General features: G+C 72.8%; 15 protein-coding genes. 5 read left to right on the top strand and 10 right to left on the bottom strand.

The features are described 5' to 3' along the window. Positions 1 to 2: 2 nt before the first annotated feature. The 3 genes from kdpB to kdpF form a co-directional block, all read right to left on the bottom strand. Positions 3 to 2,099: a potassium-transporting ATPase subunit KdpB gene (gene kdpB / locus AB0E62_RS27650; RefSeq protein ID WP_362199343.1), complete on the bottom strand. Its 2,097-nt coding sequence runs from the start codon at positions 2,097 to 2,099 to the stop codon at positions 3 to 5. Between the two features lie 68 nt (positions 2,100 to 2,167). Beyond that, positions 2,168 to 3,829, bottom strand: coding sequence for a potassium-transporting ATPase subunit KdpA (gene kdpA, locus AB0E62_RS27645; protein ID WP_362199340.1), 1,662 nt, complete (start codon positions 3,827 to 3,829; stop codon positions 2,168 to 2,170). A gap of 8 nt (positions 3,830 to 3,837) precedes the next feature. Then, the gene (kdpF, locus tag AB0E62_RS27640) at positions 3,838 to 3,927 is read right to left on the bottom strand and encodes a K(+)-transporting ATPase subunit F (protein ID WP_009326374.1); all 90 of its coding nucleotides are present in this window, start codon (positions 3,925 to 3,927) and stop codon (positions 3,838 to 3,840) included. A 285-nt stretch (positions 3,928 to 4,212) separates the two neighbouring features. On the opposite strand from kdpF, the gene AB0E62_RS27635 reads away from it, so the two are divergent. Next, a complete protein-coding gene (locus tag AB0E62_RS27635) occupies positions 4,213 to 5,007 on the top strand; it encodes an SDR family oxidoreductase (RefSeq protein ID WP_362199337.1) in 795 nt (264 codons plus the stop codon). A gap of 95 nt (positions 5,008 to 5,102) precedes the next feature. On the opposite strand, the gene AB0E62_RS27630 is transcribed toward AB0E62_RS27635, so the two are convergent. Continuing rightward, entirely contained in the window at positions 5,103 to 5,774 is a 672-nt protein-coding gene (locus tag AB0E62_RS27630) for a M15 family metallopeptidase (protein ID WP_362199334.1), read from the bottom strand. Positions 5,775 to 5,836: 62 nt separating this feature from the next. Here AB0E62_RS27630 and AB0E62_RS27625 point away from each other — a divergent pair, with 62 nt between their 5' ends. Then, entirely contained in the window at positions 5,837 to 6,397 is a 561-nt protein-coding gene (locus AB0E62_RS27625; RefSeq protein ID WP_362199331.1) for a hypothetical protein, read from the top strand. A 6-nt stretch (positions 6,398 to 6,403) separates the two neighbouring features. Here AB0E62_RS27625 and AB0E62_RS27620 read toward each other — a convergent pair whose 3' ends face one another. The 4 genes from AB0E62_RS27620 to AB0E62_RS27605 all read right to left on the bottom strand — a co-directional run bounded on the left by AB0E62_RS27620 (position 6,404) and on the right by AB0E62_RS27605 (position 11,704). Continuing rightward, positions 6,404 to 7,048: a response regulator transcription factor gene (locus tag AB0E62_RS27620; protein ID WP_362199328.1), complete on the bottom strand. Its 645-nt coding sequence runs from the start codon at positions 7,046 to 7,048 to the stop codon at positions 6,404 to 6,406. Then, a complete protein-coding gene (locus AB0E62_RS27615) occupies positions 7,012 to 8,310 on the bottom strand; it encodes a sensor domain-containing protein (protein WP_362199325.1) in 1,299 nt (432 codons plus the stop codon). Before AB0E62_RS27615 ends, AB0E62_RS27620 begins: the two co-directional genes overlap by 37 nt. Positions 8,311 to 8,390: 80 nt before the next feature. After that, complete coding sequence (locus AB0E62_RS27610; RefSeq protein ID WP_362199322.1) at positions 8,391 to 10,901, bottom strand: FtsX-like permease family protein; 2,511 nt, start codon at positions 10,899 to 10,901, stop codon at positions 8,391 to 8,393. Then, on the bottom strand, positions 10,901 to 11,704 hold the full coding sequence (locus AB0E62_RS27605; protein ID WP_362199319.1) for an ABC transporter ATP-binding protein: 804 nt from the start codon (positions 11,702 to 11,704) through the stop codon (positions 10,901 to 10,903). The genes AB0E62_RS27610 and AB0E62_RS27605 overlap by 1 nt, the downstream gene beginning before the upstream one ends. A gap of 487 nt (positions 11,705 to 12,191) precedes the next feature. On the opposite strand from AB0E62_RS27605, the gene AB0E62_RS27600 reads away from it, so the two are divergent. Continuing rightward, positions 12,192 to 12,680, top strand: coding sequence for a hypothetical protein (locus AB0E62_RS27600; RefSeq protein WP_362199316.1), 489 nt, complete (start codon positions 12,192 to 12,194; stop codon positions 12,678 to 12,680). Positions 12,681 to 12,722: 42 nt separating this feature from the next. On the opposite strand, the gene AB0E62_RS27595 is transcribed toward AB0E62_RS27600, so the two are convergent. Next, positions 12,723 to 13,091 (bottom strand): 5-carboxymethyl-2-hydroxymuconate delta isomerase, encoded by a 369-nt coding sequence (locus tag AB0E62_RS27595; RefSeq protein ID WP_362199313.1) that lies wholly within the window; start codon positions 13,089 to 13,091, stop codon positions 12,723 to 12,725. A gap of 111 nt (positions 13,092 to 13,202) precedes the next feature. Between AB0E62_RS27595 and murJ the strand changes: the two genes are divergently transcribed. Continuing rightward, a complete protein-coding gene (gene murJ / locus AB0E62_RS27590; RefSeq protein WP_362199310.1) occupies positions 13,203 to 14,930 on the top strand; it encodes a murein biosynthesis integral membrane protein MurJ in 1,728 nt (575 codons plus the stop codon). A 70-nt stretch (positions 14,931 to 15,000) separates the two neighbouring features. Here murJ and AB0E62_RS27585 read toward each other — a convergent pair whose 3' ends face one another. Next, the gene (locus AB0E62_RS27585) at positions 15,001 to 15,936 is read right to left on the bottom strand and encodes a LysR family transcriptional regulator (RefSeq protein ID WP_362199307.1); all 936 of its coding nucleotides are present in this window, start codon (positions 15,934 to 15,936) and stop codon (positions 15,001 to 15,003) included. A 71-nt stretch (positions 15,937 to 16,007) separates the two neighbouring features. Here AB0E62_RS27585 and AB0E62_RS27580 point away from each other — a divergent pair, with 71 nt between their 5' ends. Next, positions 16,008 to 16,961, top strand: a complete 954-nt coding sequence (locus tag AB0E62_RS27580; protein ID WP_362199304.1) for a DMT family transporter — start codon at positions 16,008 to 16,010, stop codon at positions 16,959 to 16,961. The last annotated feature ends 13 nt before the right edge of the window (positions 16,962 to 16,974 follow it).

Raw genomic sequence — 16,974 nt, 5'->3', positions numbered from 1 at the left:
CTTCACCCGATCCCGGGGATCAGCGAGACGAGCAGGTCGATGAGCTTGATGCCGGCGAACGGCGCGATCAGGCCGCCGACGCCGTAGATCCCGAGGTTGCGGCGCAGCATCCGGTCCGCGCTCATCGGCCGGTACCGCACCCCTTTCAGGGACAGCGGCACCAGCGCCACGATGATCAGCGCGTTGAAGACGACCGCCGACAGGATGGCGGAGTCGGGCGAGGACAGGTGCATGATGTTCAGCCTGTCCAGGCCCGGGTGGACCGCCGCGAACAGCGCCGGGATGATCGCGAAGTACTTCGCCACGTCGTTGGCGATGGAGAACGTCGTCAACGCGCCCCGGGTGATGAGGAGTTGCTTGCCGATCCCCACGATCTCGATCAGCTTGGTCGGGTCCGAGTCGAGGTCGACCATGTTGCCGGCCTCCTTGGCGGCCGACGTGCCGGTGTTCATGGCCACGCCGACGTCCGCCTGGGCGAGGGCCGGCGCGTCGTTGGTGCCGTCGCCGGTCATCGCGACCAGCCTGCCGCCGGCCTGCTCCCTCTTGATGAGGGCCATCTTGTCCTCGGGGGTGGCCTCGGCGAGGAAGTCGTCCACGCCCGCCTCCTCGGCGATGGCCCTGGCGGTCAGCGGGTTGTCGCCCGTGATCATGACCGTTCTGATGCCCATGCGGCGCAGTTCCCCGAACCGCTCCCGCATGCCCTCCTTGACGACGTCCTTGAGGTGGACGACGCCGAGCACGCGGGCGCCGTCGGCGTCCTCCACCGCGACCAGCAGCGGGGTGCCGCCGGCCGCGGAGATCCGGCCGGCGATCCGGTCCGCGTCCTCGGCGACCGTGCCGCCCCGCTCCCGCACCCAGGCGATGACCGAGGCGGCGGCGCCCTTGCGGATCCGGCGGCCGTCGACGTCCACGCCGGACATGCGGGTCTGGGCGGTGAAGGCGACCCACTCGGCGCCGGTGATGTCGCCCTGGTGCCGTTCGCGCAGCCCGTACCTCTCCTTCGCCAGGACGACGACGGAGCGGCCCTCGGGCGTCTCGTCGGCCAGCGACGACAGCTGGGCGGCGTCGGCGACCTCGGCCTGGGTCGTACCGCGCACCGGCACGAACTCGGCGGCCCGCCGGTCGCCGAGGGTGATGGTGCCGGTCTTGTCGAGCAGGAGCGTGGAGACGTCGCCGGCGGCCTCGACCGCACGCCCCGACATGGCCAGCACATTGCGCTGCACCAGGCGGTCCATGCCCGCGATGCCGATCGCGGAGAGCAGGGCGCCGATGGTGGTCGGGATCAGGCAGACCAGCAGGGCCACCAGCACCACCAGGGTCAGGTGGGCGCCGGCGTGGCCGGCGAACGCCGGCAGGGTGGCGCAGGCCAGCAGGAACACGACGGTCAGCGAGGCCAGCAGGATGTTCAGGGCGATCTCGTTCGGCGTCCTCTGCCGGGCCGCGCCCTCCACGAGGCTGATCATCCGGTCGATGAAGGTCTCCCCGGGCCGGGTCGTGATCCGGACGACGATCCGGTCCGACAGCACCTTCGTACCGCCCGTGACCGCGCTGCGGTCGCCGCCGGACTCGCGGATGACCGGCGCGGACTCGCCGGTGACGGCCGACTCGTCCACGGACGCGACGCCCTCCACCACGTCCCCGTCGCCGGGGATGACGTCGCCGGCCTCGCAGACCACGAGGTCACCGACGGTCAGCCCGGTGCCCGGAACCCGCTCCTCGGAGCCGTCCGCGAGCAGCCGGCGCGCCACGGTGCCGGTCCTGGCCCTGCGCAGGGTGTCGGCCTGGGCCTTGCCCCGGCCCTCGGCGACCGCCTCCGCCAGGTTGGCGAAGATCACGGTCAGCCACAGCCAGCCGCTGATGGTCCAGCCGAACCAGTCGCCGGGGTCCCGGAACGAGAAGACCGCGGTCAGCACCGAGCCGATCCACACCACGAACATCACGGGGGACTTGACCATCACCCGCGGGTCGAGTTTGCGGAAGGCGTCCGGCAGCGATCCGAGGAGTTGTCCGGGGTCGAAGAAGCCGGCCCCGACGCGGCCCTCGGCCGTCCGGTGTTCCGGCGGCGCGTCCTGGTGGGGCGCGAGCGTGGGAGTGGACATCGGGTCCTCTTGCTTGGGTACGTCGGTTCGCTCGGGCACGTGGGTTCGCCTGGGTGCGTCGGTGCTCGTCACGCGAGGCCCTCCGCGAGCGGTCCCAGTGCCAGGGCCGGGAAGTAGGTGAGACCGGTGATGATCAGGATCGCGCCCGCCAGCAGGCCGGTGAACAGCGGTTTCCCGGTGCGCAGGGTGCCCGCCGTCACCGGGACGGGCCGCTGCCCGGCGAGCGAGCCGGCGAGGGCCAGCACGAACACCATCGGCAGGAAACGGCCGAGCAGCATGGCGAGTCCGGTCGTGGTGTTGAACCAGTCGGTGTTCGCGTTCAGGCCGGCGAAGGCCGAGCCGTTGTTGTTCGCCGCCGAGGTGAAGGCGTACAGGACCTCGGAGAAGCCGTGCGCGCCCGGGTTGAGCATCGAGTGCGGCGGGGTCGGCAGGACGAGGGAGGCCGCGGTGAACACCAGGACCAGGGCCGGGGTGACGAGGAGGTAGCAGGCGGCGAGTTTCATCTCCCGGGCGCCGATCTTCTTGCCCAGGTACTCGGGGGTACGGCCGACCATCAGGCCGGCGATGAACACCGCGATCACCGCCATGATCAGCATGCCGTACAGGCCGGAGCCGACACCGCCGGGCGCGATCTCGCCCAGCATCATGCCGAGCATCGTGATGCCGCCGCCCAGGCCCGTGAAGGAGGAGTGGAAGGAGTCCACCGCACCGGTCGACGTGAGGGTGGTCGCCACCGCGAAGACCGACGAGCCGCCGACGCCGAAGCGGACCTCCTTGCCCTCCATCGCCGCGCCCGCGGCCTGGAGCGCCGGGCCGTGGTGGGCGAACTCGGCCCCCGACATCAGCGCGGTGAAGGTCAGCCAGATGCCGGCCATCGTGCCGAGGATCGCGTACCCCTGCCGCACGCTGCCGACCAGCACGCCGAAGGTGCGGGTCAGCGAGAAGGGGATCACCAGGATGAGGAAGATCTCCAGCAGGTTGGTGAACGGGGTCGGGTTCTCGAACGGATGTGCGCTGTTGGCGTTGGCGACGCCGCCGCCGTTGGTGCCCAGCTCCTTGATGGCCTCCTGGGAGGCGTAGGCGCCGCCGCCCCACTGCTGCCCGCCGCCCGTGAACTGCCCGACCTCGTGGATGCCGGAGAAGTTCTGCAGCGCGCCGCACGCCACCAGCACCACGGCGGCGAGCGCCGCGACGGGCACCAGGATCCGCAGGGTGCCGCGGACCAGGTCGGCCCAGAAGTTGCCCAGTCCACCGGAGCGCGACCGGGCGAAGCCGCGCACCAGCGCGACCGCCACCGCCATGCCCACGGCGGCCGACACGAAGTTCTGCACGGCCAGCCCGGCGGTCTGCACGACATGGCCCATGGTCTGCTCGCCGGCGTACGACTGCCAGTTGGTGTTCGTCACGAAGGAGACGGCCGTGTTGAACGACTGCGCCGGACTCACCGAGGAGAAGCCGAGCGAGCCGGGCAGGACGCCCTGGAGCCGCTGGAGCAGATAGAGGAAGAGGACCCCGGCGAGCGAGAAGGCCAGCACACCGCGCAGATACGCGGGCCAGGCCATCTCGGCGTCGGGGTCGGCGCCGATGCCCCGGTAGATCCACCTCTCCACCCGCAGGTGCTTCCTCGAGGAGTAGACCCGGGCCATGTAGGTGCCGAAGGGGATGTGGACGAGCGCCAGCGCGCCGATCAGGGCGAGCAGCTGGAGCACGCCGGCCAGTACGGGACCCATGTGCGCGCTCAGAACCTCTCCGGGAAGATCAGGGCGAGGACGAGGTAGCCCAGCAGGGCGACGGCCACGACCAGGCCGACGACGTTCTCGGCGGTCACAGCTTGGTCACCCCCTTGGCGACGAGAGCCACCAGCGTGAAGGCGGCGAGCACGGTGACGACGAAGGCCGGATCGGCCATCGCGAACTCCTGGAGTGAGGTGCGGTGGAAACGGACGAGTACGAGGAAAGCGCCTCTCTGGCCGGATCCGACCGCTCGTTGACGCTTCCCTTACGGCTTCACCCAGGTCTTTGACGGTTCTCTTACGGCTCCCGGTCGTTCCGGCGGCGGCAGGCTCGTCGCTGCGGCACGGTAGGCCGACGGGCCGAGGGGAACCCGTGTCCTCATGCGTATCGATCTGAGTGGACGTACCGCACTGGTCACCGGCTCGACGCAGGGCATCGGTGCCGCCATCGCCGTCGCGCTGGCCCGGGCCGGAGCCCGGGTGGGCGTCAACGGCCGCGACGAGCGGCGGGTGACCGAGAGCGTGGAGGCGCTGGTGCGGGAGGTGCCCGGTGCCGAGCCGGTGCCGGTGGCCGCCGATGTCACCACCGACGAGGGCGCGGCCCGGGTGGCCGGGCTGCTGCCGCGGGTGGACATCCTGGTCAACAACCTCGGTGTCTTCGGTGCCGCCGACCCCCTGGAGATCACCGACGCGGAGTGGCGGCGGTACTTCGAGGTGAACGTCCTCGCCGCCGTACGGCTGACCCGGCAGTACCTGCCGGGCATGACCGAGCGGGGCTGGGGCCGGATCCAGTACGTGGCGAGCGACTCGGCGGTGGTGATCCCCGCGGAGATGATCCACTACGGGATGTCGAAGACCGCCCTGCTGGCGGTGAGCCGGGGCTTCGCCAAGAAGGCCGCGGGCACGGGCGTGACGGTGAACTCGGTCATCGCGGGGCCCACCCACACCGGCGGGGTCGAGGACTTCGTGTACGAGCTGGTGGACCGGGAGCTGCCCTGGGACGAGGCACAGCGCGAGTTCATGCGCCGGCACCGCCCGCAGTCCCTGCTCCAGCGGCTGATCGAGCCCGAGGAGATCGCCCACATGGTCGTCTACCTCAGCTCCGAGCAGGCGTCGGCGACGACCGGCGGCGCGCTGCGGGTCGACGGCGGGTACATCGACTCGATCCTCCCCTGACCGGCCGCCGGGGCACCGTGCCCGTAGTCGCAGCGAGAAGGATATCCGCTGGGGCGCACGACCCTCACCGCTACAGGGTGACGGGCTACCGCGGTTCAGCCGAGCGCGCCATCCGTGGACGTCGTGCGGCTCGGTCCGTAGCAGGCGCTTGCCGCTCCAGTGGCGAACGCCCAGTAGCGGTCGCCGAACGACCAGTGCCACCATTCCGTCGGGTAGTTCACCAGGCCCACGGCCGTCAGCGCGCGCCCCAGGATCTCCCGGTGAACGCGCGCCTGCGCGCTGATCCCGGCAGCGTCGGTGTAGCAGGCGCCGGCGCTCTCCTCCGGAGTCGCGTTCACAGGCGTACCCAGATCCAGCTCACGGCCGTCCGCATCCACGAGCGTAAGATCCACCGCCGCGCCCGCGCTGTGCGGCGCGATCTCCGGTGGCGACACGAAACGGCTCGCCGCCGACCGAATCTGCTCGTCGGTCCATCCAGGCTGCTCCGCGCGCAATCCGGCCGCGTATCTCTCGAAGTAGCGCCGCTGCAATGCCAATGGACGATAGCCCTCGACCACCAGGAGCCGCAGGCCGGCCGGCAAGTGCGCTTGTGCCTGCAGCAGACGCTTCAGCACGCCTTCCCGCAGGTAGAAGAAGGCGTTCGAGTCGTCCTGTTTCCGTAAGTCCACAAGGAGTGGGTCCTTCCGGACATCGACCAGCGGCTCACCGCACTCGTGCACGGGGACGGCTGCTACCCGTGGATCCGACATCAAGATGATCTCGCTCATCCCTCCATGATCCCGAGCGCGGTCACCTACCACAATGTCGCTCGACCGCCCGGCGAACGTTCATGGTCGAAGCACCGGTGGTCCGCGCGCTGCCCGTGCGCGGGATCGGGCTGCCGTGTCCACGCGGCCAGCAGCCGGAGCGCCTCTTCGGAGCTGGAGCCCGCCTCGGCGGTGCAGACGCTCAGCCGCTGGTCCGGGTGCGGGCCGGGCGCGGTGTCACCTCCCCCGCGGCCGGCGCACACGCCTACCGCCGGGCGGGCGTGGCGTTCCTCGTCGCCTGTTCGCTGATCTCACTGGCCGCGGGCCTGCCGGCTCGGGCCGCCGCGGCCACGCTCATCGCCGCAGTGGCACCGCGCCGCCCGCTTCGAGGCGTCCTTCGCGCTCGCCCCCGGCATGCCACCGGCCAGTACCTGGGCGTGTTCGGCCTGGGTGCCGGACTCGCCGAGGCCCTCGGACCAGGACTGCTCATCGCGCTCCGCATCACCTGGGGCCGCCCCGGCTGGTATGTCGTCGGAGCCGTGTTCGCGCTGACCGGACTGGCGGCACCACCCGCCGTCCGGTGGGCCCGGCGCCCCCGGCACACCCCGCACGCGCGGCCCGGACCCGCCGCGGCGGAGCGGTGACCGGGCTCAGGCGTTGAGGTAGGCGAGCACCGCGAGGACCCGGCGGTTGCTGTCACCGGACGGCGGCAGCGTCAGCTTGGTGAAGATGCTGGAGATGTGTTTCGCCGCCGCGCCCTCGGTGATGGTGAGCCGCTGGGCGATCGCGGTGTTGGAGCAGCCCTCGGCCATGAGCCCCAGCACCTCGCGCTCGCGGGCGGTGAGCGCGGCCAGCGGTTCGTCCCGGGAGTGACTGGTCATCAGCTGGGCGACGACGGCGGGGTCCAGGGCCGTGCCCCCGGCCGCGACCCGGCGCACGGCGTCGATGAACTGCTCGTCGTCCAGGACGCTGTCCTTGAGCAGATAGCCGATGCCGCCGGTGCCGTCGGCCAGCAGTTCGCGGGCGTACAGCTGTTCCACGTGCTGGGACAGCACCAGGATCGGCAGGCCGGGGCGCTCGCGCCGGGCCCGCAGGGCGGCCTGGAGCCCCTCGGTGGTGAAGGTGGGCGGCAGCCGTACGTCCACGATGGCCACGTCGGGCCGGTGGTCGGCGATCGCCGCGGCGAGGTCCGTGCCGTTGTCGACGGCGGCGGCGACCTCGAACCCGTACGCCTCCAGCAGTTGGGTGATCCCCTGTCTCAGGAGGAAGAGGTCTTCGGCGAGGACAACGCGCACGGCAGCTCCAGCTTCATCACGGTCGGTCCGCCCGGAGGGCTGTTGATCTCCAGGACGCCGTCAAAGGATGCCAGCCGCCTGCGGATGCCCTCCAGGCCGCTCCCGGCGGAGGCGTCGGCGCCGCCGTGGCCGTCGTCGGTGACACGGGCGTGCAGGATGTCGTCCGCGCGCCAGGCGACGACCTCCACGCGCTGGGCGTCGGCGTGTTTGAGGGCGTTGGCGAGCAGTTCGGACACGGCGAAGTAGACGGCGGACTCGACCGGGTCGGGCAGCCGGCCGGGCAGGTCCGCCACCACGGTCACCTCCAGCGGGCTGGCCAGGCCCAGGGCGCGCAGGGCGTCGGCCAGACCGCGTTCGGCGAGCACCGGCGGGTGGATGCCGTGCACCAGGTCGCGCAGTTCGCGCAGGGCCTGTACGGAGGAGCCGCGGGCCTGCCGCAGCAGCCGGCGGGCCTCCTCCGGATCCTGGCTCAGCTTGCGGTCGACGGCGCCGAGTTGGAGACCGAGGCTGACGAGCCGGGCCTGGGCACCGTCGTGCAGGTCGCGTTCGATGCGCCGCAGTTCGGCGGCCTGGATGTCGAGCGCGCCGGACCGGGTCTCGGACAAGTGCCGGACCCGTGACGCCAGTCGGGAGCCGCGAGTCGGACCGAGCAGGAAGCGGACGAAGTAGGCGTACGCCTTGAGCAGCAGCGGCGAGAGGAACAGCCAGCCGGTGAGCACGACGAGCGCGAGCAGACCGGCGGCGAGCGCGGCGGGCCAGCTGCCGACGGTGACGAAGGCGTACCAGCGGCCCGCTCCCCCGTCCGCGACCGGCCGCCACAGCCCGCAGGCGAGGAACAGCCCCTCCCCCGCGTAGTAGAGCAGGGCGGCCGGCACGAAACCGGCGAGCCCGACGACGGTGTTCAGCAGCAGCCACAGCAGGTCCCGCCAGGTCGCGGGGTCGGCGAGGATCCATTTGCAGCGGCGGGCCCAGCCGACGATGTCCGGCTCGACCTCCTCGGGTTCGGGCCGGTAGGGCCGCTCCACCGGGACGCCGGAGCGGGCCGCGGCGCGCCGGTTGAGGTCGCACAGCCACCGCACGGCCCGGGTGAGGTAGGGCAGCGCGAGGAAGCCGATGCCGATCAGGCAGAGGATGACGAAGTAGGTGGTGGTGACGAAGAGGACGACCGACAGCAGGGCTCCGCCGGCGACGGCGACGCCGGTCAGGGTGTCCAGGGCGGCCCGGCGCGGTCGGCCGCGCCACGCGACCGGCACAGTCTTCATGCGCTCATGTTCCCATCCCGTGTACCCCGGCCGGGCCGTCCCCGTCCCGGGTGACGGGGACGGGGACGGCCGGGGCGTGGTCACGCGGTCTTCACCGTGTCGACGGCCAGGTCGCGCATACCGCGCCAGGAGGGCAGCAGCGTGGCGCCGAACACCAGCAGCAGGGACCCGCCGACGATGGCGAGGTAGATGCCCGGGGATCCGGCGGGCAGCCAGGAGCCGGACTTGACGAGGGTGTAGGGGACGACGGTCGTCGCGGCGGCGAGGGTGCCGAGGACGGTGGCGACGGCCCCGATGAGTACGCCCTCCACGGCCAGCATGCCGATCACCTGGGCGCGGGTGGCGCCGGTGAGCCGCTGGAGGCCGAACTCCGCGCTCCGGTTCCGGGTGACGGACACCAGGGTGTTGACGACGGTGATGGCCGCGTAGCCGACGATCATGGCGACGATGGTGTAGTTGGCGGACACCAGGATCTGCTGGATCTGGTCGTTCCGGCCGGCCAGGGAGGAACTGTCGTCCAGTTCGGTGCCGGGCACCCGGGCGGCCAGCGCGGCCAGCCGGTCGTGGACCTCGGGGCCGGCGCCGGACGCGGCGCGGACCAGAATCTGCCGCGGCAGCCCGTCGCCGGTGTGGGGGGCGAGGGTCGCGGCGGGCAGGGTGAGGTAACGCTGCTCGGGGTTGTCGGCGTAGAGGGCGACGACGGTGGGCCGTAGGGCGGTGCCGTCGCCGAGGTGCAGCGGCAGCCGGTCGCCGACCCGGACGCCGTACGCGCGGGCCTGCTTCTCGGACAGGGCCACGGTGTCGCCGCGCAGTGCGCCGAGGGAGCCGGCGACCACGGGCAGGTCCAGGCTCTGGCGCACCCCTTCGGCGGAGACACCGCGCAGGTCGGTGCCGGCCGGGCCGTCCGGGCGGTCCACGAAGCCGCGGCCGGTGACGAACTCGGAGGCCGCGGCCACTCCGGGGATGGCCCGCGCCTGAGCGACGACGCCGGGGGCGAAACCGCCCGTGGTGGAGTCCAGGACGTAGTCGGCGAGGATGTTCTCGTCGTAGGAGGCCCGGGAGACGTGGTTCTCGGTGGACTGCATGTACAGGGTGCCCGTGGCGATGCCGATGAGCAGGACGATCGGTGCGACGGCGCCCGCCGTGCGGACATGGGCGATGGTGGCGTTGCGCAGCGCCAGCCACCCGGAGGATCCGGACAGGGCCCGTACGGGCGGGCCCAGCAGCGCCACCATGGCCTTGGTGAGTCCGGGCGCGAGCAGGGCGAGGCCGATGCCGAACAGCACGGAGGCGGGTCCGGCGGTGGCGGCGAGGGTGGGGCCGTCCTCCCGCACGGTGGCGGTGACGACGGCCAGGGCGAGGCCGCCCGCGAGGAACGACAGCGCGGACAGCAGCCGGGCCGGGCCGAACCAGCGGGTGGCGACGGTGGCTTCGGCGAGGGCGGCGACCGGTTCGGTGCGGGCGGCGCGCCGGCCGGCGAACCAGGTGGCGCCGGCCGCCGCGAGCACGGTGACGGCCGCGCCGACGGCCATCGGCAGCCAACCGGCGTGGTAGACGACGGCCGGTTCCGTCACGCCGCTGGAGGTCAGCACCTCGAACAGCAGCCGTCCGATGGCGTGTCCGGGCGCCAGGGCGAGCAGGACGGAGGCCACCGACAGCGCGGCCGTCTCGGTGCGGATCATGCGGTGCAGTTGCCTCGGGGTGGCGCCCACGGCGCGCAGCAGGGCCATCTCGCGGGCGCGCTGCTGGAGGGAGAGGCCGAGGGTGGAGGCGACGCCGAACATGACGATCAGGACGACCGAGGAGCCGAAGACCGCCGCGAGGACGACGATGGTGCGCCGGCCGGCGAGGGTGCCGGGCAGTTCGGCCAGGCCCCGGCGCTCGCCGGTGAGCACCTCGGCCCGGTCGCCGATCGCGGCGCGCACCGCGTCCGCGACGGCGGCGGCGCTCGTGCCGGGCGCGGGCAGCACGGCGACGGAGTCGATCCGGCCGCCCGCGAGGGCGCGGGCCCGGCCGTCCGTGAAGAACACGGCCGCGTGGGGGTTGTGGTCGCCGCGCTGCTCGGCGATGCCGCTGACCTCGAACCGGCGGGCGGTGCCCCGGACGACGATGTCGACCGTGGCACCGGGGCGGACACCGGCCCGCCGGGCGAGTCCGGCGTCGAGAACGGCCTCGCCTGCGGTGACGGGGGGTTTCCCGGCGGTGAGGGCATAGGGGGTGAGCCGGGCGCTCGCCCAGCCGTGGCCGTACGACGCGGACTCGCCGGTCACCGGCTTGCCGCCCTGGATGACGGTGGCCGGGACGGACACGTCGGGTACGGCGGCGCGCACCCCGTCGGTCCGGGCCACCTCACCGGCCAGTGCGGGGTCGATGCGGTGCCGCTCGGTCAGCGTGCCGGAGCGGTAGGTCTGTCCACCGGTGACGACGACCGGGGCGCCGCCCAGGCGCTGGGGTGCGGCGGCCATCCGGACGCCGGTCTCCATCAGGCCGCCGCAGCCGACGACGATCGCGGCGCCGAGGAACATGGCGAGGAAGGTCGCGGCGAGGCTCGTCCGGCGGAACTTCACAGTGCGCAGGGCCAGGCGCCACATCAGGACCGTCCCTCCGAGGGCTGCGGGGCGACGGGCTCCCGGGCGCCGTCCTCCCGGGCGCCGAGCCTGGTCATCCGGGCGGCGACCGCGTCGGCCGTGGGCCGGTGCAGTTCGCCGGCGAAGGCGCCGTCGGCGAGGAAGACCACGCGGTCGGCGTAGGAGGCGGCGACCGGGTCGTGGGTGACCATGACGAGGGTCTGGCGGCCGGTGTCGACGGATTCGCGCAGCAGGCCGAGCACGCCGGCGGCGGTACGGGTGTCCAGGGCGCCGGTGGGCTCGTCGGCGAAGACGACGGCGGGGCGGGTCACCAGGGCCCGGGCGATGGCGACGCGCTGCTGCTGGCCGCCGGACAGCTGGCCCGGCAGCCGGCCGAGCCGCTCGGCCAGGCCGACGCGCTGGACGACGGTGCGGAGCAGGTCCCTGTCGGGCCGCCGCCCGGCCAGGTGCAGCGGCAGGGTGATGTTCTGCAGCACCGTCAGCGCGGGCAGCAGGTTGAAGGACTGGAAGACGAAGCCGATCCGGTCGCGGCGCAGCCTCGTCAGCCGGCTGTCGTCCAGTCCGGCGAGGTCGGTGCCGCCGACGGTGACCTTGCCGGAGCTGGGCCGGACCAGTCCCGCGGCGCAGTGCAGGAAGGTGGACTTGCCGGATCCGGAGGGGCCCATCACGGCGGTGAAGGTGCCGTCGGCGAAGCTCATGGTCAGCCCGCGGAGCGCGGCCACCCGGCCGTCTCCACGGCCGTAGGTCTTCGACACGGCGTCCAGCCGTACCGCCTCCGCCCGGCGGAGGTCGTGGGAAGTGTGCACTGGGGCTCCCTGGGGGATGACGCGCCTCTCACGCGATGTCTGGGGACCACGTTAGGAACGCCGCGCCCGCGGCACATTGGCATTGTCCGCCCCGTTCGAGGTAGAGGTTTCTCCCCCTCGCCGGGCCAGGTTCGTGCAGAGGCCGACGCCGTCGAGCGCGAGGGACCGGGCGCACTCCGGCGAGATCGACGAGGGGACCGCGGGGCGGGAGGACGGCGATCTTTTCGCGCCGGCCTCAGATCGCGCTCAAGGAACTCTCGGGGATCTTGACCGGCGGCACCGTTGCTGCGAATATCCGGTACGCACCGGCCCAAAGGGTGGCGGAGAATGGATATACGTGAATCGCAGAAATTCCGCATGTGTCATTCCCGCCACGGCTCCGCGCGCCGGCCGCGGGGACGCATCGTCCGCGGGGCGGACGGCACCGAGCCGGACGGAACACGAGCGTCCGGTGGGTCCGCGCCGGCATCGCGTCCTGGTCGGCGGCATGACACTGGCCGCACTCGCCGTGACGTCGGTCAGCTGCGCCGGCCCGGGAGAGCCCGCTCCTCGGCCCTCGTCCACCGCGCCCGCGGGACACGTCACCGAGGCACCCGATCCGGTGGTGAGCGCCCGTCACGACCCGCGTGCCGCCACCGCCTCCGAGGCGCCTGATCTGCGTGCGCTGGGCATCCGGCCGGTCGTCAGCGGCACGTCGGCGGCCGGGAGATCGGAATACCCCATTCCTGGTGGAATCATCAAGGGGAAGACCTTCGCAATAGCGGTCCACTGTCAGGGCTCGGGCAAACTGACGGTCTCGGTCGAACCGGCGCACATATCGTTCACGACCGTCTGCGAAAAGGCGGTCGTCCCGGACTTGAATGAGATCCTGATCTCCCGGAGAGATGACCGGGCGTCCATAAAAGTCACCTCGCCGCAGGCGCAGAAATGGGCTTTCGCCGCGGGGTGGGACGCGGATCCACCGGACCACGGTTGAGGCATCGCCAGGCGGCGCCGGCGGCGCGGGGCCGCCGCACGGTCACCCGCCGGCCGTGGACACGGACGCCAGCCGGTAGCTGCCGGCCAGTTCCCTGACCTCCACGGAGACCACCGCCTCGGGCACACCGGCCGCCCGCAGGTGTCCGGTGAGCAGGGCGAGCACACTTTCGGACAGGCGGGCCCGCTGGTGTTCGGGCCGGCCGGCCAGGAGACCCACCTCGATGTGCACGAACCCGGTCTCCCCGCTCGACATGTCGCCCACGTAGGTGTCCACGGGCCGGACCAGCGTCTTGCACACGCCCGCCGAGCGGGATTCCTCCAGGACCAGCGGATGCAGCTCCTTCACGAGGACGCCCAGGTCGAGGACTCCGGCCAGACGGGAGGAGCAGTCGATGGTGAGGTGCGGCATGCGGGACCTTTCATCACACTTCCTAGTTTCTCAAGGCAACTATTTTCGCTCACGGTGTCCGGCCCCCGGCACCCACCCCGGCACCCACGGCCTCTCGCATAGGTTGTGCGCATGATCGAGGACGCGAAGACGAGGCCACGGGGTGTGCCGGCACAGCGCCGGCAGCGAGGCCGGCACGCCGCCGCCCCCGTGGGCCGGGGGGACCGCCGTACGCGGGGCCGGCGCCGGAAGAGACCGGCGCCGCCCGGACCGGCCCGGGCCTCGGTACTGATGGCGGCGGGCACCGTGGTGTCCCGGGCCACGGGACTCATACGCACGGTGCTCCAGGCGGCCGCGCTCGGCACCGGCCTGCTGGCGAGCACCTACAACACGGCCAACACGGTGCCGACCAGTCTGTACACGCTCCTCATCGGCGGCGCCCTCAACGCCGTCCTCGTGCCGCAACTGGTACGCGCCCGCGCCACGCACCCCGACCAGGGCCGGGCCTACGAGCAGCGGCTGGTGACCCTCGTGGTGTGCGTCCTCGGCATCGGGACCGCGCTGGCGGTGTGGGCGGCGCCGCAGATCGTCGGCGTCTACATGCGGGACACCCCCGGCAACCACGAGGCCTACGCGCTGACCGTCACCTTCGCCCGCTTCCTGCTGCCGCAGATCTTCTTCTACGGCCTGACCGGCATCTACGGCCAGGTCCTCAACGCCCGTGAGAAGTTCGGGGCGGCGATGTGGACGCCGGTGCTGAACAACGTCGTCCTGGTCGCCATGTTCGCCGCCTACCTGGGGCTGATGACGGTCCCCGACCGGGTGGAGGACATCACGGCCGGCCACGTCCGGCTGCTGGGCATCGGCACGACCGCGGGCATCGCCGTACAGGCCCTCGCCCTGATCCCGTTCGCCCGCGCCGCCGGCTTCCGCTTCCGGCCGCGCTTCGACTGGCGCGGTACGGGGCTGGGCTCCAGTGTCCACGCGGCCAAGTGGACCCTGCTGTTCGTCCTGGCGAACCAGGTGGCCCTGGCGGTGGTCACCAACTTCGCGAACGCCGCCGACAAGGCGCTGCCCGAGGCGGGCGTGGGCTACTCGTCGTACACCTACGCGCAGACCATCTGGATGCTGCCGCAGTCCATCGTGACCGTGTCGCTGGTGACCGCGCTGCTGCCGCGCATGAGCCGGGCCGCCGCGGAAGGGCGGGTGGCCGACCTGCGGGCGGACCTGTCCCGCGCGCTGCGGGTCAGTGGTGCGGTCATCGTGCCCGCCGCCTTCTTCTTCCTGGCCCTCGGGCCGCTGCTGGCGGTGCTGCTGTTCGCCCACGGAGCCGCCGACGCGGCCTCGGCCCGGCCGCTCGGCCACATGCTCCAGGCGTTCGGCCCCGGGCTGATCCCGTTCTCCGCCCAGTATCTGCTGCTGCGCGGCTTCTACGCCTTCGAGGACACCCGTACGCCGTTCTTCATGGCCGCGTGGGTCGCCGTGGTCAACATCGCCCTCGCCACCGCGTGCCATGTGCTGCTGTCCGCGCGCTGGGCGGTGACGGCGATGGCCGGGACGTACACGCTGTCGTACGCGGTCGGACTCCTGGTGACCGCCCGGCTGCTGCGCAGGCGGATCGGCGGACGCCTCGACGACGGGGCGCTGCGCCGCACCTACGTCAAGCTGCTGGCCGCCGCGGGCCTCGCCGCCGCCCTGGGCTGGGCCGTCGCGCGGGTCTGCGCCGCCGGTCTCGGCACCGGCACCGCAGCCACGGCGCTCTCCCTGGCCGCGGGCACGGTGACCCTGGCCGCGGGCTATCTGGCGGCGGCCCGGCTGTTCCGGGTCCCGGAGCTGGGACGGCTGCCCGGGCTGCGCTGACACACGGGCGGGAGCAGGACGGCGGAGGGCGCCGGGGACCGGCGGCGCGGAAGGGCCGGGGGCGGTGCGGTCAGGAGGCGCCGGGGTGGGCGGTCGCCGCCCGCTTCAGCAGGGAGTTCAGCAGATGTATGTCGGGTCTGCGGGCGGTGCCCGAGCGGCTCACGGTGAAGACCGTCCGGCTGACCGGCCTGGTCAGCGGGTGCAGGCCGACACCGGTGGCGTCGTCCGGGACGGCGAGCCGGGGGGCCAGCGCGACGCCCGCGCCGGCGGCGACCAGGGCGGTCAGGACGGCGAAGTCGCTGCTGCGGACCCGGATGTCGGGAACGAACCCGGCGGCGCCGCAGGTGCGCTGGATCATCTCGTAGCAGGAGGTGTCCGGCGCGGGCGTCAGCCAGGGCGCCTGGGCGAGCGCGGCCAGGTCCACCGGCTCGCCGGGGGCCAGCCCCAGCCGGTCCGCGTGATCGAGGCGCAGCACGGCCATCACGGGGTCCTCCATGAGGGCCTCCTGCTCGCTGCCCGAGGGGAAGTCCCGGGGCAGCACGGTGTAGCCGTGGACGACGGCCACGTCGGTCTCCCGCTTGTGCAGGGCCTGGAGTGCGTCACCGGGTTCCATGACGGTGAGGTGGACGACGAGGCGGCGCGACCACGCGTCGTCCTCTTCGGCGAGCGCCCGGTACACGGCCGGGAACAGGGTGCGGGCGGCCGAGGCGAACGCGGCCACCCGGACCTGGCCGCGTGCGCCGCCGCGCAGCGCCGCGAGGTCGGACTCCGCGGCGGCGAGATCACCGAGGACCACCTCCGCGTGCGCGACCAGCAGCTCGCCGGCGGTGGTCAGCCGGAGCGTGCGTCCGTGCTTCTCCACGACGGGCAGGCCGGCCTCCCGTTCGAGGACGGCCAGTTGCTGGGAGACCGCGGGCGCGGTCAGGTGCAGGGCCTGGGCCGCCGCCGCGACGGTGCCGTGAATGGCCAGGTGGTGCAGGATCCTGAGCCGACGAACATCAAGCATCATCACTTCTTACGCTTCACATAAAGAAAGCTAACTGGACCTTTTTGTTTCGGTCTCGGCATCGTAGAGGAATGCGCACACGGTTCGCCTCCCCCCGCTTTCTCGCCCTGGCCGGCACCGTGGTGCTGTGGGCGTCCGCGTTCCCGGCGATCCGCGTGGGGGTGAGCGGGCTCGGCCTGGCGGCGCTCTCGCTGCTGCGGCTGGCCATCGCCGCCGTCGTCCTGGCCGCCATCGCGCCGTTCGCCGGGGTCCGCGTGCCGAAGCGCGGGGACCTGCCACAGATCGCCCTGTGCGGGCTGACCGGCATGACCGCCTACCAGGTCCTGCTGAACTGGGGCGAGATCCATGTCGAGGCCGGCACCGCCAGCCTGCTGATCGCCGTCGCCCCCGTCTTCAGCGTCCTGCTGGGCAGCGCCTTCCTGTCCGAGCACATCAGCCGCAACGTCGCCGTCGGCAGCGTCATCGCCCTCGCGGGCACCGCCGTGGTCACCCTGAGCGAGGGGGTGTCCGGGTTCACCGCCGCCTCCCTGGTGGTGCTGGCCGCGGCCGTCGTCCAGGGCGTCTACCACTTCGCCAGCAAACCGCTGCTGCGGCACTACACCGGGCTGGAGGTGGCCACGTACGCCATGATCGCCGGCACGGTGTTCGCGCTCCCGCTCGCGCCCGCCACGGCCCGCGCCCTGACCCACGCCCCCCTGGACGCGCTGCTGGCCGTCGCCTTCCTCGGGCTGCTGCCGTCCGCCCTGGGGTTCGTCATCTGGGGCTACGCCGTCGCCCGCCTGCCGCTCGCCGTGTCCACCGCCGCGCTGTACCTGGTCCCGCCCGTCGCCCTGCTGGTGTCCTTCGTGTGGCTCGGCGAGATCCCGCACCCGGTGGAACTGCTCGGCGGTGCCGTCGTCGTGGCCGGCGTCGTCCTGATCAACCGCCGCGGCGGACCGGCGGCGCGGTCCCGGTCCGCCGCCGCCCGCGCCGGCCGCGAGGAGAGCGCCGGCGAACGCGCCGACGAGGCCCCCGTACGCCGCTGAGCGGCCCCGGCAC

Origin of the sequence: Streptomyces sp. NPDC038707 (assembly GCF_040636485.1) — a bacterium.
Taxonomy (GTDB): Bacteria; Actinomycetota; Actinomycetes; order Streptomycetales; family Streptomycetaceae; genus Streptomyces.
This window is presented reverse-complemented; position numbering and strand designations above follow the sequence as displayed.